The following is a 16,299-nucleotide window of genomic DNA, read 5'->3' as shown; positions in this document are numbered from 1 at the left end:
GCCAAATATACGCCGGAGTGACCCGCGCGATTTGCCATCGCCGCCATGACCTGCGATCACTCGCGCGTTTCAATGGCGCCGGACATGCCCCATAGCCCTCTCGCTCTTCGCATCGCCAACGACATCATCGCGCGCATCGGCATGGGCGAATTCGGCACGGGCTCGCATCTGGCGACGGAGGTGCTGGCGAAGCGCTTCGAGGTCTCGCGCTCGCCGGTGCGCGAGGCGCTGGCCATCCTCTGCGACCGGGGCGTCATCGAAAACCGCCGGAACCGCGGCTTCTTCGTGCTGCCGGCCGCGGGGCGAACAGCCGGCGAGACAGGGCTGGAGCCTGTCGGTCCTTGCGAAAGCGATCCCTATTACGAACTGGCGGAAGACTGGCTCAAGGACCGGATCGGCGCCGATCAGACCGAGCAGGCCATCCGGGATCGCTACAGCCTGACGCGCGCGCAGGCGCAGGACCTCCTGTCTCGCGCCTCTCGCGAAGGCTGGGCCGAGCCGAAGCCCGGCTATGGCTGGAAATTGCGCCAGGTTGCCAAGACGGTCGAGGCCTTCGAGGAAATCTACCGTTTTCGCGCAGTCATCGAACCTGCCGCCCTGCTCGAGCCGAGCTTCCGGTTCGACCGTACAGTCGCCGCATCCCTGCGCCGGACGCAGGAGCGGCTGGCCTCGGGCGACCTCGACGGGCTGGCGCCTGCGGCGATGACGGCGGCCGGCGCCGCGTTCCACGAGGGCATCATCAGGATGTCCGGCAATCCGATGTTCTTCTACGCGCTGGAGCGTGCCAACCAGTTGCGGCGGCTGGCGGAATACCGGCTCAAGGTGAACCCGCAGCGCATTGCCGTGCAGAGCCGCGAGCATCTGGAGATGCTCGACCTCCTCGCGAGGGGCGACAATCTGGAGGCGGCCCATCTGATGCGCCGTCATCTCAGCGGGGCGCTCGCCTCCAAATCGCCGGTCGTGCATCCGCGCTCCAGCGACCCAGGGCGCACGGCCTAGCCTCATCGACAAGTCCAACCGCATTCCAGGGAAAATCGGTCACGCCAATATTGGTTTTATAGATTGATAAAGCCAATATATGCCATTAGGCTCCGCATGGCGTTCCGGTCTTCTTTCGACCCGGCATTTCAATAAGGCGGGCTCAGGCCCGAACGAGATCGTGACGTTGAACGACAAGGCCCGGTGGACGGGTTTCGAAGCGGCGGGCGAACAGTTCTACCGCCTCGATGTCGCGTCGTTGCTGGGTGCGGATTTCCGGCGCCTGCCGCATGTCCTGCGGATTCTGTTCGAGAATGCGATGCGCTCGGCCCCCGCTGAAGAGACGGCGCATCTGCCTCAGGCCTTTCGTGACTGGCTCGCTCAGGGTTCAAGTCTCGTCGAGATTCCGTTCCTGCCGAACCGGATCATGATGCATGACACGACCTGCGGCCCGGCGCTGGTCGATATTGCGGCGATGCGCGACGTGCTCGCCGAGAACGGTCGCGATCCCGACCTGCTGATGCCGCGTATTCCCGTCGACGTCTCGACGGACCATTCCTCCGGCGTCGATGTCTTCGGCCGGCCCGATGCCTTCCAGCGCAACCTGGAGAAGGAATTCGCGCGCAATGCCGAGCGCTATCGCCTGATGAAATGGGCGGCGGCGGCCATGCCGGGCGTCCGGGTGCACCCGCCGGGGTCGGGTATCATGCACACGATCAATCTGGAGCGGCTTTCCAGAGTGATCGTCAGCGAGACGCATCGGGGCGAGCGCCGGGCCTTCCCGGATGCCCTGCTCGGGACCGACAGCCATACGCCGACCGTCAACGGGCTCGGCGTGCTCGGCTGGGGCGTCGGCGGGCTGGAGGCGGAAGGCGCATTGTTCGGCGTGCCTGTCGTGCTGCGGATTCCCGACGTCATTGGCGTGAAGCTCACCGGCCGGTTGCGCGACGGCGTGCTCGCGACCGACCTTGCGCTGGAAGTGACCCGTGCGCTGCGCGCCATCGGCGTCACCGGCGATTTCGTCGAGTTCTTCGGGCCGGGCGTGCGGAGCTTGTCGGTCGGCGAACGCGCCGCGATCGCCAATATGGCGCCGGAATACGGGGCATCGACCGGGTATTTCCCGATTGACGACAAGGCGCTGGCCTATCTCGCGCGGATCGGCCGCTCACCTGAAGACTGCGCGCTGGTCGAGGCCTATGCCAGGGCGAGCGGGCTCTGGTTCGATGCCGGGGCCGAGCCGCGTTTCACGCGGACGATCGCCATCGATCTCGACGCGATCGAAGCCAGCGTCGCCGGGCCGCGGCGCCCGCAGGATCGGCTCGCCGCGGGCTCGACCCGTTCAGCCTTCACCCCGGCTCTGCGTCCCGCGCGCGAAGGCGCTTTGCCCGATGGGGCGGTCGTGATCGCCGCGATCACGAGCTGCACCAACACATCCGATGCGAGCATGCTCGCAGCTGCGGGCATTCTCGCCGGCAAGGCCCGCGCGCGCGGGCTGTTGCCGCCGGCCCATGTCAAGACCTCGCTGGCGCCGGGATCGCCCACGGCGGAACGGTTCCTGCGCCGCGCCGGCCTGCTCGACGATCTCGAAGGGCTCGGCTTCGGCATCGTCGGCTATGGCTGCACGACCTGCATCGGCAATTCCGGAGCCTTGCTCGATGTCGTCAGGAACGAGCTGGGCCGTGAGGGCTTCCGACCGGTCGCAGTCCTGTCCGGCAACCGCAATTTCCCGGGGCGTGTCCATCCCGATCTCGAGAACGGCTTCCTGGCCTCGCCCCCGCTGGTCATCGCCTTCGCGCTCGCCGGCACGGTCAACATCGACATCGCGCGGGAGCCGCTCGGCTTCGACCGGGCCGGCAAGCCCGTGGTGCTCGGCGAGATCTGGCCGACCGGCGCCGAGATCGACGAGGCCGTCGCTTGCGGCTGGGACGTGGCCGATTTCGACGCGGCCTATCAGGAGGCCGCGACCCGGCCGCTCTGGATCGATCTCGATGCGCCGAGCGGACCGCAATTCCCGTGGAACCCGGCCTCGACCTATCTGCGCAAGCCGCCCTTCGTCCGCCCGCAAGAGTTGCCTGCGGCGGAAGGCCATGCCCGGCCGCTGATCGTGCTGGGCGACGACGTCACCACCGACCATATTTCGCCGGCAAACCAAATCCGCCCGGACAGCCCGGCCGGGCGGCATATCATCGCCGGGGGTGGCGATCCCGCCGATCTCAACGTCTTCGCCTCGCGGCGCGGCAATTTCGAAGTGATGGTCCGGGGCGCCTTCACCAACCGGATGGCGGTCAACCGCCTGCTGCCGGCGGATGCACCGGCCGGCTTCACGCGGCACGAGCCGTCCGGGGAGATCGTGCCGCTGACCGAAGCGGCCGAACGTTATGCAAGCGAGGGCACCCCGCTCGTGCTTGTGGCGGGCGAGCGCTACGGCATGGGCTCCTCGCGGGACTGGGCTGCGAAAGCCGTCGCGCTGCTCGGCGTTCGCGCCGTGATCGCTGCGAGCATCGAGCGCATCCACCGCACCAACCTGATCGGGATGGGCATCCTGCCGCTCTTGCTGCCCGAAGGCGTCGATCCGGGTACCCTCGCCATCGGCTCGGCCGATCTTTTTGCGGTCGATCTTCGCCCGGATCACCTGATGCCGCGATGCACGGTTCCGCTGACGCTCATTCGCCCCTCCGGCGAAACCGTCGCAATCGCCCTGCGGGCCGCGATCGAGACCTCGCTCGAGATCACCCTCCTGAAATCGGGCGGGCTGATCCCGCATGTTCTCGGCGGTCTTTTGGAGGATGCCGGATCGCGGATCTGATGACGATCAGCGCGTCAGCATGGCCGCGACGACCGGAGCCAGGGCCGTCCCGATCGCCCGGGTATTGACGGCATCCAGATGCACGCCGTCGACCTTCGAGGCCACGGAAACGGACGCGGCATCGAAGAAGGAGCAATCCGCGCGCTCGGCGACAGCCTTATAGAGCGGTGCCAGCTTTTGCGATTCCACGATGCTGCGGCCGCCGCCGGGCTGTCCGTCCGGCGCCCGGCTTGCGCCGAAATGGGGCGGGCTCATCAACAGGATCGCTGGCGGCTGGCGGCCATGCGGATAGGTCCGCACGATTTCCACAAGACGCGCCATGCCGAACGAGGCTCCGAGCGCGCTGCCGCAGACATGCGGCTTCAGATCGTTGGTGCCCAGCATGATGATCACGAGATCGAGCGGAGCATGGCTGCCGATGAGAACAGGGAGCACGCGCGTGCCGTTGCGGTCGGCCGGCCCGGCGTGATCGTCGAAGCAAGTCGTGCGACCGCTCAGCCCTTCGGCGATGACCCGCACATCGGCAAGCTCAGCCTCGACGACACTGGTCCAGCGATCCGCGTGACGATGTCTGGCTTTGGCCTCCGGGTCTCGGCCCCAGGTCAAGCTGTCGCCGAACGCCAGAACCTGCTTCTTCTCGATCATGTCGCCCCCGACAACTCCCTATGCGACGGAACAGGCTGGGCCGGCCAGCGCACTGGCTTCGAGCTGCCGGCCCCGTCGAGCGAACCGTGCGCTGGCCGATCTAGGAGGCGGCCGGACTGAACCTCCGGGACGTCGATTCCCATGCGATCCGCAGATGGTCTCGCATCAGGTCCGAGGCCTCGTCGAGACGACCCCGTTCGATCGCATCCAGGATCGCCATATGCTCGGTGAAGTTCTTTTCAACGCGCACACGCCCGCTTCTCCAGTTGTACATCGCGAACCGGCGCAGTCTGCTCTGGAGGCGAACGGCTTCTCGATAGAAGCGATTTCCGGAAGCGGCTGCGAGATCCTCATGGAAAGCGGCATTCGTCTCGAACAGCGCCACGCTCATGTCTTCCGTCCAGGCCTTCTTGAGAAAGCTCTCATGCGCGGCACGCGTGTCGTCGAGCCACTTGCGAGACACGCTGAAGCCGGGCTCCAGCAAGGCCGCGGGCTCGATCACCATCCTGAACCGATAGCTTTCATCGACGATGGTCAGGTTCCAGTCCGTCAGGAAGCGCCAGCCATAGCCCGGCTTCTTCTCAATCATGCCGAGCCCCGCCAGACGTTCCAGGATCGGGACGAGGGCGGCCCGGGCCACGCCGTATCGCTCTGCCAGTTCGACGACGGAAAACTCGTCGCCCAGCTCCTGCCGATCCCTCTCGGTCGCGATCCGGAGAACCAGCGCCTCCTCCCGGGCGGCTGAAGGGGCCAGCTCGCGGGTCTCGATTCCGATGCCGCCGTCATCGGGCAGGTTGACCAGCACAACGCCGGTGCCCGGGCGCCGCAGCACCACGCCATCGTCCTGGAGAAGCGTGAGAGCCGTCCTGATCGGCGTGCGGGACACCCCCAGCCGCAAGGCGATCTGCTGCTCGTTGATGCGGTCGCCGGGACGCAACCCTTCGTGCCGGACGAATTCGAGAATCCGGTCGATCAGCCTGCGCTGCAGATTGGTCAGGGCGCGGTCAGTGTTCATTTGATTCCAGAAAAACATTCTGTTACATGATTGTCGACGACCACTAGTGCAATCGCACCGGCGAAGGAATCGAACATGGCCGCTCCCGTTGAATGTCCGACGATCGAGGTTTCCGGTACGCCGCGCGAGCAGGGTCGCCAGTACGGTGAGCAGGCCGCCGCCCGTATCAGGCTGGGCGTGCAGCATTATACCGATCAGATCCGCAAGGAGAACGTCAGCCAGGCGGTCATCGAAGAGACAGCGCTCGGCTTCGAAAGCCAGGTGGCGGCTTTCGACGCGAATTATGTCGAGGAGATGCACGGGATCGCTGAAGGCGCCGGTGTGAATTTCGCCTCCGTCATGTTGCTGAACGCCAGGACGGAACTGCTCAAGCTCGCCGGCAGGACCGAGGCAAGCCGCGAGCTTCATGATGAATGCACCGGTCTGGTTGTGCTGCCCAAGGCCTCCAAGGAGGGCGCCTTGATTCATGCCCAGAACTGGGACTGGAAGACGGAGTGCGTCGACACGGCCGTTGTCCTGAAAATCAGGAATGAGGATGGGCCGGACATCATCACCTTCACGGAAGCCGGCGTGCTCGCGCGCTTCGGCTTCAACACCGCCGGCATCAGCATTACCGGCAACTATCTCGAATGCGAACGCGACTACCGTCGTCTCGGCGTTCCGCTGGCGCTGATCCGCAGGAAGGTGCTCGAGCAGGACCTGCTCGGCCGGGCGATGCACGCTGTCTATACGACGCCGAAATCGGCTTCCAACAACATCATCGTGACGCAGAGCGAGGGAATCGCGATCGATTTCGAATGCGTGCCGGACGAGACCTTCATGATCCAGCCGCAGGATGGCCTGATCGTGCACGCCAATCACTTCCAGAGCCCCGTCGCCCTGTCGAAGCTGACGGATACCGGTATCGCCAACATGCCGGATTCGCTCTATCGCGACACCCGCGTACGCGGAAGCCTGGAACCGCATGTCGGGCAGATCACGGTCGATCATGTCAAGACGGCGCTGTTCGACGACTATCAGTCGCCCTGGTCGGTCTGCCGGCCGCCGCGTCCCAGCTTCTCCGGCAACAATCAGTCCGTGACCGTGGCGATGATCGTCATGCAGCCGGCGAAGGCGATCATGGACGTGGCCCTGCTCCCCGCGCTCCATCGCAATTTCACGCGCTACACCCTCGCGCCGAAGCACGTGGCGGGCAGCACCCGGTCGGCGGCCTGATCGACCGCGCCTGCCGCGGCAATCGGCAGGTCCAGCGAATCTGAATCAAAAACAATGAGGGGCGTCATGAAGAAGCTTGTCATCGTCCTGGGCCTGCTGGGCGCTGCGCTTCCCGCGGCAGCTCAACAGCCGGCGCTGCGAATCCGGCTGGGCGCCGATGCGCGCACGCTCGATCCCGGCACCAATCGCGACGCGATCACCGATGCCATTCAGACCAACCTGTTCGAAGGGCTGGTCGCCTTCAAGGACGACAGCTCGGTCGGGCCGGTGCTCGCGAAATCCGTCGCCGTCTCGGAGGATGGCAAGACCTACACCTTCGTGCTGCGCGACGGCGTCAAGTTCAGCAACGGCGCACCCCCGACGACCAAGGACGTCCTCTTCGCCTGGCAGCGCTATACCGACCCGAAGACCGGCTGGCGTTGCCTGAGCGAGGTCGACGGGCGCGGCGCGGTCAAAGTCACGGGCGTCACGGCGCCGGACGACAGAACGGTCGTCTTCACACTGGAAAAACCCTCGGCGCTGTTCCTCGCCACCCTGTCCCGGCCCGATTGCGGCGGGACGGGCATCTTCCATTCGAGTTCGCTCAACCCGGACGGGAGCTGGCGCGAGCCGGTGACGACCGGGCCCTACAAGCTCGGCGAGTGGAAGCGCGGCCAGTTCATCCGCCTCCTCGCCAACGAGCATTATACCGCCGGCCCCGGCCCGCGGGACGGCCTCACCGGCGACAAGACCCCTCTCGTCGCGCAGGTCGACTATCTCGTCATCCCCGACGAGGCCACGGCGAAGGCTGCGCTGCTGTCGAACGGGATCGACATCAACTGGGACATCGCCACGAGCGATCTCCAGGAATACCGCTCGCGCAAGGACATCGTCATCGAAAGCGTCCCGACGATGAGCATCAGCGACCTTCTGATCCAGACGAAGGACCCGTTGCTGTCGGACATCCGGATGCGCAAGGCGATCCTTCTCTCGCTGGACCTGAAAACCATCGCTGACGAGGTGACCGGTTCGCAATCCAAGGCGAGCCATTCGCCGATCCCGCGCTCGAGCGCCTATCACAAGGCAAAGCAGGCCGCTCCGATCCACCGGGATATCCCGGCGGCGAAAAAGCTGCTGGCGGAGGCGGGATATCGCGGGCAGGTCATCAAGCTGCTGGCGAACAAGCGCTATCCGGAGATGTTCGACCAGGCGATCCTCGTCCAGGCGATGGCCAGGGAAGCGGGCATCAATATCGACGTCGAGGTCGTCGACTGGGGCGTCCAGCAGGATCGCTACCTGGCCGGCAACTACCAGATGATGTCGCACTCCTTCTCCGCGCGCCTCGACCCGTCGCTGTCCTTCGAGATGTTCACCGGCGAAAAGGCCACCCAGCCCCGCAAGGCTTGGGACAGCAAGGCGGCGGCGGATCTCGTCACGCGCAGCATGGCGATTGCCGATCCGGCGCAGCGCCAGGCGATCTTCGACAAGCTCGAGGACATGTACCGCGCGGACATTCCGATGATCACGCTGTTCTCCGGCACGCGCCTCAGCGCTTCCAGGAGCAATATCGAAGGTTACAGGAGCTGGGCACTCGGCACACCCCGCCCTTGGGGCGTATCGATCAAGCAGTAAGGCTCGCAGCCTCGTCATGCAGGACGGCCGCCCCGGGTCTCGAAGCCGCATCGGAAGGCGGCGTCAGATTGTTCTGGAGGAGAGCCGAAAACGACAAGGAAATCGCCTACTGATTTCGAAACGGAAAAGGCCCGGAATCCATCGGCGATGGCTTCCGGGCCTTTCCTTTCGCCCCACCGCAAGGGCCGGGCGAAAAGATGGCGGTATGGATCAGCGCTTGCGCTTGGCGCCGACCAGTTCGTCCCACTTGCGGAAGGCGACGACCATCTTGTCGGGCTTCAGCGGCAGTTCGATCGGGTTATTGGCGATGAGATCGGCATATTCGGGCCGGCCGAACTCCGCGATCACCTCCTGGCTGCGCTGCGGCGCGAGCGACAGCGGCACATTCTTCACCGCGGGGCCGGGATAGAGATAGCCCTCGTCATAGGAATAGGCCTGCATCTTGGGCGTCAGCACATGCGCCATGATGTCGAGCACGACGGCGAGGCGATCGTTCGGGATGCCCTTCGGCACGCACATGAAGAAGGCGTCCGAGACCCAGTGGAAGCCCTTCAGCGTCTGGATCTTCGCTTCCTTCGGCACGATGCCGAGCGCGCGCGGATTGATGTCCCAGCCCGTGGTCGAGATGATGATGTCGCGCGAACCGTCGCCGAACTCCTTCATCGTGGCGCCGGTGCCAGCCGGATAATACTCGATATATTCGCCGATCGCCTGCAGATAGGCCCAGGTCTTGTCCCAGCCATTGACCGGGTCCTGCGGGTCCTTGTCGCCGAGGAGATAGGGCAGGCCCATCATGAAGGTGCGGCCCGGCCCCGAATTGGTCGGGCGCGCATACATGAACTTGTTGGGGTTGGCCTTGGCCCAGGCGAGCAGTTCCTCGGCGGTGGTCGGCACCTGCTTGACGCGCGCCGGCATGTATTCGAGCAGCGGCCCGGACGGATAGTAGTTCACCACCGTGCCGAAGCCTGCGCCCTGCGCCTTGTGCAGGTTGAGCGCCGCCGGCTCGTAGTTCTGTTCGATATTGGGAAACTTCTCGGCGAAATCCGGGAAGATCTTGAGCCAGAGATTCTGCTCCAGGCCAGCCGCGAGCCCGTCCGAGCCGGTCAGGATGAGGTCGAGATCGGAGCGGCCCGCATCCTGCTGCGCCTTGATCTTGCTCGCCAGTTCCGGCGCCGGCGCCTTCACATAGGTGATGCGCGAGACCAGCTTCGGATTGTTCGTGCGATAGTCGTCGAAGGCCTGCTGCATCAGCGCCAGCGCGCCGCCGACATCGATGATGTTGATGCCGACCGGCGCGGAAGGCAGTGCCGGCACGGCGGCCAGCGCACTGCCTCCGCCCAGGGTCAGCGCGCTCAGCCCGCCCAGGACGGTACGGCGATCCACGCCTTTCGGAAATTCGCTCATGATTCTCCCCTTCTTGCTTTGGTTGGTGACGTCTTCAGGCGGCAAAATCGCGGCGCTCGCTGCCGATGCGAGCGCCGCGGACATGGAGTTCCGGCGACCAGTCGATCGCGCTCTCCGGCAAGCTGATGCCGGCCCCGGCCAATGCGCCGGCGATGCAGGCGAGCGCATGGGTCGAGGCCATCGCGACCGCTTCGTCGGGCGTCGCGATGCCCCAGGCGACGACGTTGCGGACGGCATCGTCGAGCTTCAGTGCCGAACCCGCCAGCGAGGTGCCCCCGGGCTGGCGCACCGAGCCGTCGGCGGCGAGATCGACCGGCATGCCGGCGAAGCTGTAGCGGCCGGGCACCGCGCCCGCCGCAACCACGGCATCGGTGACGAGGATCGAACGTTCGAAGCCCTTGGCCCGGATCAGGCTCTTCAGCGCCTTCGGATGGATATGGATGCCGTCCGCGATGAAGCCGGCCATCAAACGATCCTCGGCGAGCTGCGCGAAGAGCGGATTGACCAGCTTGTGCATCTGCTGCGGCAGGCCGTTTCCGAGATGGGTCGAGAGCGTTGCTCCCGCGGCAGCGGCGGCCTCGACAGCCTCGAAATCGGCGGCCGAATGGCCGATCGCGACGATCTTGCCCATCCCTGCCAGCTGGCCGGCGAGCGCGACCCCGCCCTCGACCTCCGGCGCCAGCGTCACCATCAGGATCGGCCGCGACAGCAATGTTTCGAGATGTGCGACGAGGTCGGCGGTCGCCGCCGTCATCGCGTCGGGCGGATGGCAGCCGGCATAGCCGGCCGACGGGTTCAAGAACGGGCCTTCAAGATGATAGCCCGGGCACATCAGCGGCCCGAGCCTGCTTCCTGTCACGGCCGCGTCGAGCGCCCCGAAGCGCTGTTCCAGCTCATGCGGATGCGCCGTGATGATCGTCGGCAGGCAGATCGTGACGCCCGTCGCCAGCATCGCCTCCAGCGCCCGGTCGAGCTCGGCCGCAGTGATCGTGCCGGAGTTGAAATCCACCCCGGCAAAGCCGTTCACCTGCAGGTCGACGAGGCCGGGCGTGCGCATCCTCAGCCTTTCCGGCTCAGCAGCGAGGCCGCCGGCGGATCGATGAACAGCACGGTCCGCTTGTGCGTCTGCAGGATCGAGGCGGGGCTGAGATTGCTGACCGGGCCTTCCAGCGCCGCCTTCGTGGCGGCGGCCTTGCGCGTGTCCGAGACCGAAAGGACGATCAGTTCGCTCTTCAGGATCTGGCGGATGCTCATCGAGATCGCCTGTTGCGGCACGGCGTCGAAGCTCGGGAACCAGCCTTCGCCGAATTGCTGCTGCCGGCAGGCATCGTCGAGATTGACGACCAGATACGGCTCTTCCGTGTCGAAATCGGCCGGCGGATCGTTGAAGGCGAGATGGCAGTTCTCGCCGAACCCGGCAAAGCAGACCGCAATGTGCTTGCCGGCGATCTGCTGGTTGAGCTGCTTCACCGCCGCAGCGGGATCACCCTCGCCTTCGACCGGGATGAAGGTCGGCGCGTTCTTCAGCGGCGCCATGAAGCGCTCACGCAGATAGCGCCGGAAGCTCGCCGGGTGGCTTTCGGGCAGGCCGACATATTCGTCAAGATGGAAGGCCGTGACCTTCGACCAGTCGATGCCCTCGGCCGCGACGAGGTGGTTCAGCATTTCGAACTGGCTGGCGCCGGTCGCCACGATGATCGTCGCCTCACCATGGCGGGCAAGCTCGTCGCGGATCGCCTGCGCACCAGCCGCCGCCGCCTGCCGGCCGAGCTCTTCCTTGTCGGAAGCGACATGCATCTCGATCATCGAATTTTGAACCTTTTGCGTCAGAAAATTTCCGATATTCTGAAAGCGAGCTTATGAAGCTTCGGCCGAAACGCAATGATTAATTTTGAACGCAACCGTTCCGAATAGAGCCCGCCTTGTCCCTGCTGACGCTCGACGAAACCCGCCTCGCGCTCGCCCATGACCGGGATTGCGCCCGGATCTACCGGCTGATCCTCAATGGCGAGGCCCATTCCCGCGCCGATATCGGACGTATTCTGCAATTGCGCTCGACCAGCGTCTCGCGCGTTGTCGGAGATCTCATCGCGCGCCGCCTCGTCATCGAGGCCACCGGCGAGACGAGCGGGCGCGGGCGGCCACCGGCGATCCTCGTCGCCCATACCCGCCGCATCGGCGCCTCCGTGATCTATGTCTCCAGCCAGTCGCTGTCGGGCGCGCTGGTCGATCTCAACGGCCATCTCGTCGCCGAGCGCCGCCGCCCCATCGCCGCCGATGCCGACAACGCCGCCATCGCCGAGGCCATGGCCAGGCTGGCAAGGGACCTCCTCGACGCGATGCCGCCGGGCATGAGCCATGCCGGCACCGCCGTCTCGCTCTCCGGCCTGATCGACCTGAAGCAGGGGCAATGGCTCTTGGCTTCGCGCTGGCCGCGCATGCGCGGGCTCGACATCGCCGCGGTGCTCGAACCCGTGGCTGGCCCGGTCACGATCTGCCGCAATCTCGATGCCGAACTGCGCGCCCGCGCCGCCCGCGAGCCCGAGAATTTCGCGGGCGGGACGATCCTGCTGCACTGGGGTTGGGGCGTCGGTCTCGCCTACGCGGTCGACGGCGAGCCCTTCGCACCGACCGGCTCCTTCGGCGAGATCGGCCATTGGCGCCTCGCCGCGCTGGGGGAGCGCCGCTGCGGCTGCGGCAACACCGCCTGCCTCGAAACCGGCGCCGCGCTCTGGTCGCTGCTCCCCGCGCTGCGCCGGCATTGGCCCGATCTCGACCAGGACGAGGTGCGTCTCGCCCGGCAGCTCGCCGGGCTCGACCTGCTGGCCCTGCCCGAACTGGAGATGGCGGCAGCGCTGCTGGCCCGCGCGCTCGCCAATGCCTGCCGCCTGCTCTTCCCGGCCCGGATCGCGGTCAGCGGCCCCTTCTCCGCCAATCCGCAGCTCTGGGCCCGGTTCAACACGCTGTTCCGGGCAGAGGGCACGATGGACGGCTTCGCCGTGCCCGATCTCGCCGGCGTGCCCGCCAGCCATCTCTACGAGATCCACGGCGCCGCCGCCCCCCTGCTCAGCCGCGCGACCGAGGCGCTGCTGCTCGAACAGGCCTGATCGACCCGCTTCGCCATGTCCCGGCGCGGTGCCAGCCATGCCACCGAATCCGCTGGCGCCTCTAACGGTGGTGCACTAGTATCCCAGTCAAATGCTCCGGATGCCGCTGATGGCATCGCAAAAGAGAGCCGCAACCTAGGGAGAGATCATGAACCATCCGACACGTCGCACCGTCATGGCCGGAGCTGCCGGCCTCGCTGCGCTGAAAGCCGGCGGAGCACTGGCGCAGAGCGCGCCCGTCTCGCTCAACATCATCGATGTCGCCGGCAATCTTCAGCTCACGCAGGCGGCCATCGAGAAATTCGGCAAGGACAATCCGAAGCTGATCTCGCGCCTGAATTTCTCGCGCGCGCCCTCTCCGGAACTGCCGGCGAAGCTCAAGGCGCAGCAGGCTGCCAACCGGGTCGATATCGACCTCGTGCTCACCGGCCCCGGCGCCATGTCCGACGGCATCCAGCAGGGGCTCTGGGTCGATGTCTGGAAGTCCCATGCCAAGGACCTGCCGAAGCCCGAGGAGGTCTATCACGAGCAGGCGCTGATGATGCAGCGCAATTTCGGCCAGAACGAGGGCGTCGCCGTCGTCTATTCGCCCTCCGGCCCGCTCTTCGAATACGCGCCCGAGCGCCTCAAGACCGTGCCGAAGACGGCCGAGGAGCTGCTTGCCTATGTCAAGCAGAACCCGAAGCGATTCACCTATGCCCGCCCCATCAATTCCGGCCCCGGCTGGACCTGGCTCATGGGCCTGCCCTACATCCTCGGCGATGCTGACCCGACCGACCCGATCAAGGGCTGGGACAAGAGCTGGGCCTATCTCAAGGAACTCGGCACCGGCATCGACTACTATCCGGGCGGCACCGCCGCGACGATGAAGGAGCTCGGCGAAGGCACCCGCGACGTCATCGTCTCGACACTGGGCTGGGACATCAACCCGCGCGTGCTCGGCATCGTGCCGAAGGAGGCGAAGGTCTTCGTCCTCGCCAACACGCACTGGATTCCCGACACCCAGTTCATGTGCATCCCCAAGGGCGTCCCGGCCGACAAGATGCCGGCGCTGGTCGCGTTGATGGCCTACATGCTCAAGCCGGAAGCGCAGGCCGTGACCTACGACAAGGGCTATTTCTACCCCGGTCCGGCGGTCAAGGGCGTGACGCTCGCCATGGCGCCGCAGGAGAGCCGCGATATCCTCGCCGAGTACGGCCGGCCGGAATATGACGGGCTGATCACCAGCCTGCCGACCCGCCCGCCCTTGACGCCCGAGCGTCTCGTCGCCGCCTTCCGGCGCTGGGACCAGGAGGTCGGCGTCGGCCACGGCGCGCCGCAATAGCGATGAAGTTCGCCGCCATCGGCCTCGACCACCGCCATATCTACCATATGGTCGGTGGTCTCCTCGAAGCCGGCGCGACCTGCGTCGGCTTCGATCCCGCGACCAGCGACGAGCGCGTCCTCACAGGCTTCCGAGAGCGCTTCCCCGACCTGCCCGAGAGCACGGCCGCCCGGCTGATCGACGACCCGTCGATCGACCTGATCCTCTGCGCCAGCATCCCGGCGGAGCGCGCCGCGCTGGCCGTCCGCGCCATGCGGGCCGGCAAGGACGTGATGGTCGACAAGCCCGGCGTCACCGATTTCGACCAGCTCGCCGCCGTCGAGCAGGCGGTCGCCGAGACCGGCCGCATCTTCTCGATCTGCTTCTCCGAGCGCTTCACCGTTCCAGCCACGCTCATCGCCGGCAAATTGATCGCGGACGGCGCGATCGGCCGCGTCGTGCAGACGCTCGGCATGGGCCCGCACCGGCTCAACCGCGCGATCCGGCCGGGCTGGTTCTTCGACAAGCGCCATTATGGCGGCATCCTCACCGACATCGCCTCGCACCAGATCGATCAGTTCCTGCATTTCACCGGCTCGGACGATGCGGAGATCATTGCTTCCGGCACCGGCCATTTCGGCGTGCCCGACCTGCCCGATTTCGAGGATTTCGGCGAAGTCCTGCTGCGCAGCGACCGGGCCGGCGGCTATATCCGCGTCGACTGGTTCACGGCCGACGGCCTGCCGACCTGGGGCGACGGCCGCCTGACCATCCTCGGCACCGAAGGCACGATCGAGCTGCGCAAATATGTCGACATCGCCGGCCGCCCGGGCACCGACCATGTCTTCCTCGTCGACAAGGCCGGCACCCGCCATATCGACGCCTCCAGCGAGCCGCTGACCTACTTCCGCAACCTGATTGCCGATATCGGCGCGCGCAGCGAAACCGCGATGAGCCAGCGCCACGTCTTCACCGTCTGCCGGCTCGCGCTGGAGGCGCAGGCCAAGGCGGTGTGGCTGCCGGCGAAGCCCCGCGCTTGAGGAAGCACCTGACATGACACGCAAGCTCGGCATCGCCGTGATCGGGCTTGGCCCCGCCTCCCTGCCGCATTCGAAAAGCCTGCTCGACCTCGCTGATCGCGCCGAGACGCGCTGGGCCGTGAGCCGTACGCCCGATCGAGCCAAGGCCTATGCCGGGCAATTCCCGTTCCCGACCACGACCGATCTCGACGCCGTGCTGGCCGACCCGGCGGTCGATGCCTGCATCGTGCTGACACCCCCGTCGAGCCATCTCGACGTCTCCGCGCTCTGCCTCGAAGCCGGCAAACATGTTCTCGTCGAGAAGCCGCTGGAACTGACCAGCGAACGCGGCCAGCGCCTCGTCGACACCGCCCGCCGGACGGCTAAGACCTTCGGCGTGACCCTCCAGCACCGCTTCCGCCCGGCCAGCCTGCGCCTGAAGGCCGCCCTGCAATCGGGCGAGCTCGGCACGATCGAAGCCGCCTTCCTCTCCGTGCCCTGGTGGCGCCCACAGAGCTACTATGACGAGCCCGGCCGCGGCACGCTCGGCCGTGACGGCGGCGGCGTGCTGCTGACCCAGGCGATCCACTCGCTCGACCTGTTCCGCTCGCTTGTCGGCGTATCGAAAGTGGTCGCGGCGCAGGCCCGCACGACCGCCCTCCACCGCATGGAGACCGAGGATTACGTCTCCGCACTGCTGGAGACCGGCAACGGCGCCCCCGCCACGCTGGTGACGACCACGGCCGCCTATCCGGGCTATCCCGAGCGCATCGAGATCACCGGCACCAAGGGTTTTGCCGCCCTCATCGGCGGGCGCCTGCGCCTCGCCTATCTCGACGGGCGCGAGGAGATCGTCGAGGCCGAGGGCTCGACCGGCAGCGGCGCCAACATCATGGATTTCCCCCATGACGCCCACCGCGCCGTCATCGCCGATTTCCTCGATGCGATCGAACAGGGCCGCGACCCCATCGTCACCGGCGAGGAAGCGCTCGCTTCACAGCGCCTGGTCGACGACATCCTGAAGGCGGCACGGCTGGCATGACGCCGTCGGTTTCTTGACTTCGTGACGATTTGCGGTGTGTTTCCAATGATGAAACGCCGTCATTCCGGGCTTGACCCGGAATCCATCGTAGAGCGCGGAGCCCCATGATGGATTCCGGATCGGCGCCGCTTCGCGGCTTGTCCGGAACGACGCC

General features: G+C 66.3%; 13 protein-coding genes. 8 read left to right on the top strand and 5 right to left on the bottom strand.

Annotation, left to right across the window (positions count from 1 at the left end; genetic code table 11):
- Positions 1–84: 84 nt before the first annotated feature.
- Both ASE61_RS06145 and acnA read left to right on the top strand, forming a co-directional pair.
- Positions 85–999, top strand: a complete 915-nt coding sequence (locus tag ASE61_RS06145; protein ID WP_061966054.1) for an FCD domain-containing protein — start codon at positions 85–87, stop codon at positions 997–999.
- A gap of 160 nt (positions 1,000–1,159) precedes the next feature.
- Positions 1,160–3,784: an aconitate hydratase AcnA gene (gene acnA, locus ASE61_RS06140; RefSeq protein ID WP_244492738.1), complete on the top strand. Its 2,625-nt coding sequence runs from the start codon at positions 1,160–1,162 to the stop codon at positions 3,782–3,784.
- A 6-nt stretch (positions 3,785–3,790) separates the two neighbouring features.
- Here acnA and ASE61_RS06135 read toward each other — a convergent pair whose 3' ends face one another.
- Together ASE61_RS06135 and ASE61_RS06130 are read right to left on the bottom strand one after the other, a co-directional pair.
- Positions 3,791–4,429 (bottom strand): SGNH/GDSL hydrolase family protein, encoded by a 639-nt coding sequence (locus ASE61_RS06135; RefSeq protein WP_061965795.1) that lies wholly within the window; start codon positions 4,427–4,429, stop codon positions 3,791–3,793.
- A 100-nt stretch (positions 4,430–4,529) separates the two neighbouring features.
- The gene (locus ASE61_RS06130) at positions 4,530–5,444 is read right to left on the bottom strand and encodes a GntR family transcriptional regulator (protein ID WP_061965793.1); all 915 of its coding nucleotides are present in this window, start codon (positions 5,442–5,444) and stop codon (positions 4,530–4,532) included.
- Between the two features lie 75 nt (positions 5,445–5,519).
- On the opposite strand from ASE61_RS06130, the gene ASE61_RS06125 reads away from it, so the two are divergent.
- Entirely contained in the window at positions 5,520–6,659 is a 1,140-nt protein-coding gene (locus ASE61_RS06125) for a C45 family autoproteolytic acyltransferase/hydolase (protein WP_061965791.1), read from the top strand.
- 66 nt (positions 6,660–6,725) lie between these two features.
- Positions 6,726–8,270 carry an ABC transporter substrate-binding protein gene (locus ASE61_RS06120; protein WP_061965789.1) on the top strand — a complete coding sequence of 515 codons (1,545 nt, stop codon included), beginning with the start codon at positions 6,726–6,728 and terminating at the stop codon, positions 8,268–8,270.
- 210 nt (positions 8,271–8,480) lie between these two features.
- On the opposite strand, the gene ASE61_RS06115 is transcribed toward ASE61_RS06120, so the two are convergent.
- The 3 genes from ASE61_RS06115 to ASE61_RS06105 are packed head-to-tail and all read right to left on the bottom strand — an operon-like array spanning position 8,481 to position 11,480.
- On the bottom strand, positions 8,481–9,674 hold the full coding sequence (locus ASE61_RS06115; protein ID WP_061966052.1) for an extracellular solute-binding protein: 1,194 nt from the start codon (positions 9,672–9,674) through the stop codon (positions 8,481–8,483).
- A 34-nt stretch (positions 9,675–9,708) separates the two neighbouring features.
- Positions 9,709–10,731 carry an N-acetylglucosamine-6-phosphate deacetylase gene (locus tag ASE61_RS06110; RefSeq protein WP_061965787.1) on the bottom strand — a complete coding sequence of 341 codons (1,023 nt, stop codon included), beginning with the start codon at positions 10,729–10,731 and terminating at the stop codon, positions 9,709–9,711.
- Between the two features lie 2 nt (positions 10,732–10,733).
- Positions 10,734–11,480: a 6-phosphogluconolactonase gene (locus tag ASE61_RS06105; protein WP_061965785.1), complete on the bottom strand. Its 747-nt coding sequence runs from the start codon at positions 11,478–11,480 to the stop codon at positions 10,734–10,736.
- Positions 11,481–11,596: 116 nt separating this feature from the next.
- Between ASE61_RS06105 and ASE61_RS06100 the strand changes: the two genes are divergently transcribed.
- The 4 genes from ASE61_RS06100 to ASE61_RS06085 all read left to right on the top strand — a co-directional run bounded on the left by ASE61_RS06100 (position 11,597) and on the right by ASE61_RS06085 (position 16,145).
- A complete protein-coding gene (locus ASE61_RS06100) occupies positions 11,597–12,781 on the top strand; it encodes an ROK family protein (RefSeq protein ID WP_061965783.1) in 1,185 nt (394 codons plus the stop codon).
- 148 nt (positions 12,782–12,929) lie between these two features.
- Positions 12,930–14,105: an extracellular solute-binding protein gene (locus tag ASE61_RS06095; RefSeq protein WP_061965781.1), complete on the top strand. Its 1,176-nt coding sequence runs from the start codon at positions 12,930–12,932 to the stop codon at positions 14,103–14,105.
- Positions 14,106–14,107: 2 nt separating this feature from the next.
- A complete protein-coding gene (locus tag ASE61_RS06090; RefSeq protein ID WP_061965779.1) occupies positions 14,108–15,124 on the top strand; it encodes a Gfo/Idh/MocA family protein in 1,017 nt (338 codons plus the stop codon).
- Positions 15,125–15,137: 13 nt separating this feature from the next.
- Positions 15,138–16,145, top strand: a complete 1,008-nt coding sequence (locus tag ASE61_RS06085; RefSeq protein ID WP_061965777.1) for a Gfo/Idh/MocA family protein — start codon at positions 15,138–15,140, stop codon at positions 16,143–16,145.
- Positions 16,146–16,299 lie beyond the last annotated feature (154 nt).

The sequence above is a fragment of the Allobosea sp. Root670 genome (genome assembly GCF_001429415.1).
Lineage (GTDB): Bacteria > Pseudomonadota > Alphaproteobacteria > Rhizobiales > Beijerinckiaceae > Allobosea > Allobosea robiniae.
Note: the sequence above shows the minus strand (reverse complement) of the source record. Positions and strands in the feature narration are given on the sequence as shown.

Coding starts and splice junctions, on each gene's coding strand:
- ASE61_RS06090 (WP_061965779.1), top strand. CDS start 14,108: ATGAAGTTCGCCGCCATCGGCCTCGACCACCGCCATATCTACCATATG.
- ASE61_RS06130 (WP_061965793.1), bottom strand. CDS start 5,444: ATGAACACTGACCGCGCCCTGACCAATCTGCAGCGCAGGCTGATCGAC.
- ASE61_RS06105 (WP_061965785.1), bottom strand. CDS start 11,480: ATGATCGAGATGCATGTCGCTTCCGACAAGGAAGAGCTCGGCCGGCAG.
- ASE61_RS06085 (WP_061965777.1), top strand. CDS start 15,138: ATGACACGCAAGCTCGGCATCGCCGTGATCGGGCTTGGCCCCGCCTCC.
- ASE61_RS06110 (WP_061965787.1), bottom strand. CDS start 10,731: ATGCGCACGCCCGGCCTCGTCGACCTGCAGGTGAACGGCTTTGCCGGG.
- ASE61_RS06145 (WP_061966054.1), top strand. CDS start 85: ATGCCCCATAGCCCTCTCGCTCTTCGCATCGCCAACGACATCATCGCG.
- ASE61_RS06115 (WP_061966052.1), bottom strand. CDS start 9,674: ATGAGCGAATTTCCGAAAGGCGTGGATCGCCGTACCGTCCTGGGCGGG.
- ASE61_RS06120 (WP_061965789.1), top strand. CDS start 6,726: ATGAAGAAGCTTGTCATCGTCCTGGGCCTGCTGGGCGCTGCGCTTCCC.
- ASE61_RS06135 (WP_061965795.1), bottom strand. CDS start 4,429: ATGATCGAGAAGAAGCAGGTTCTGGCGTTCGGCGACAGCTTGACCTGG.
- ASE61_RS06125 (WP_061965791.1), top strand. CDS start 5,520: ATGGCCGCTCCCGTTGAATGTCCGACGATCGAGGTTTCCGGTACGCCG.
- ASE61_RS06095 (WP_061965781.1), top strand. CDS start 12,930: ATGAACCATCCGACACGTCGCACCGTCATGGCCGGAGCTGCCGGCCTC.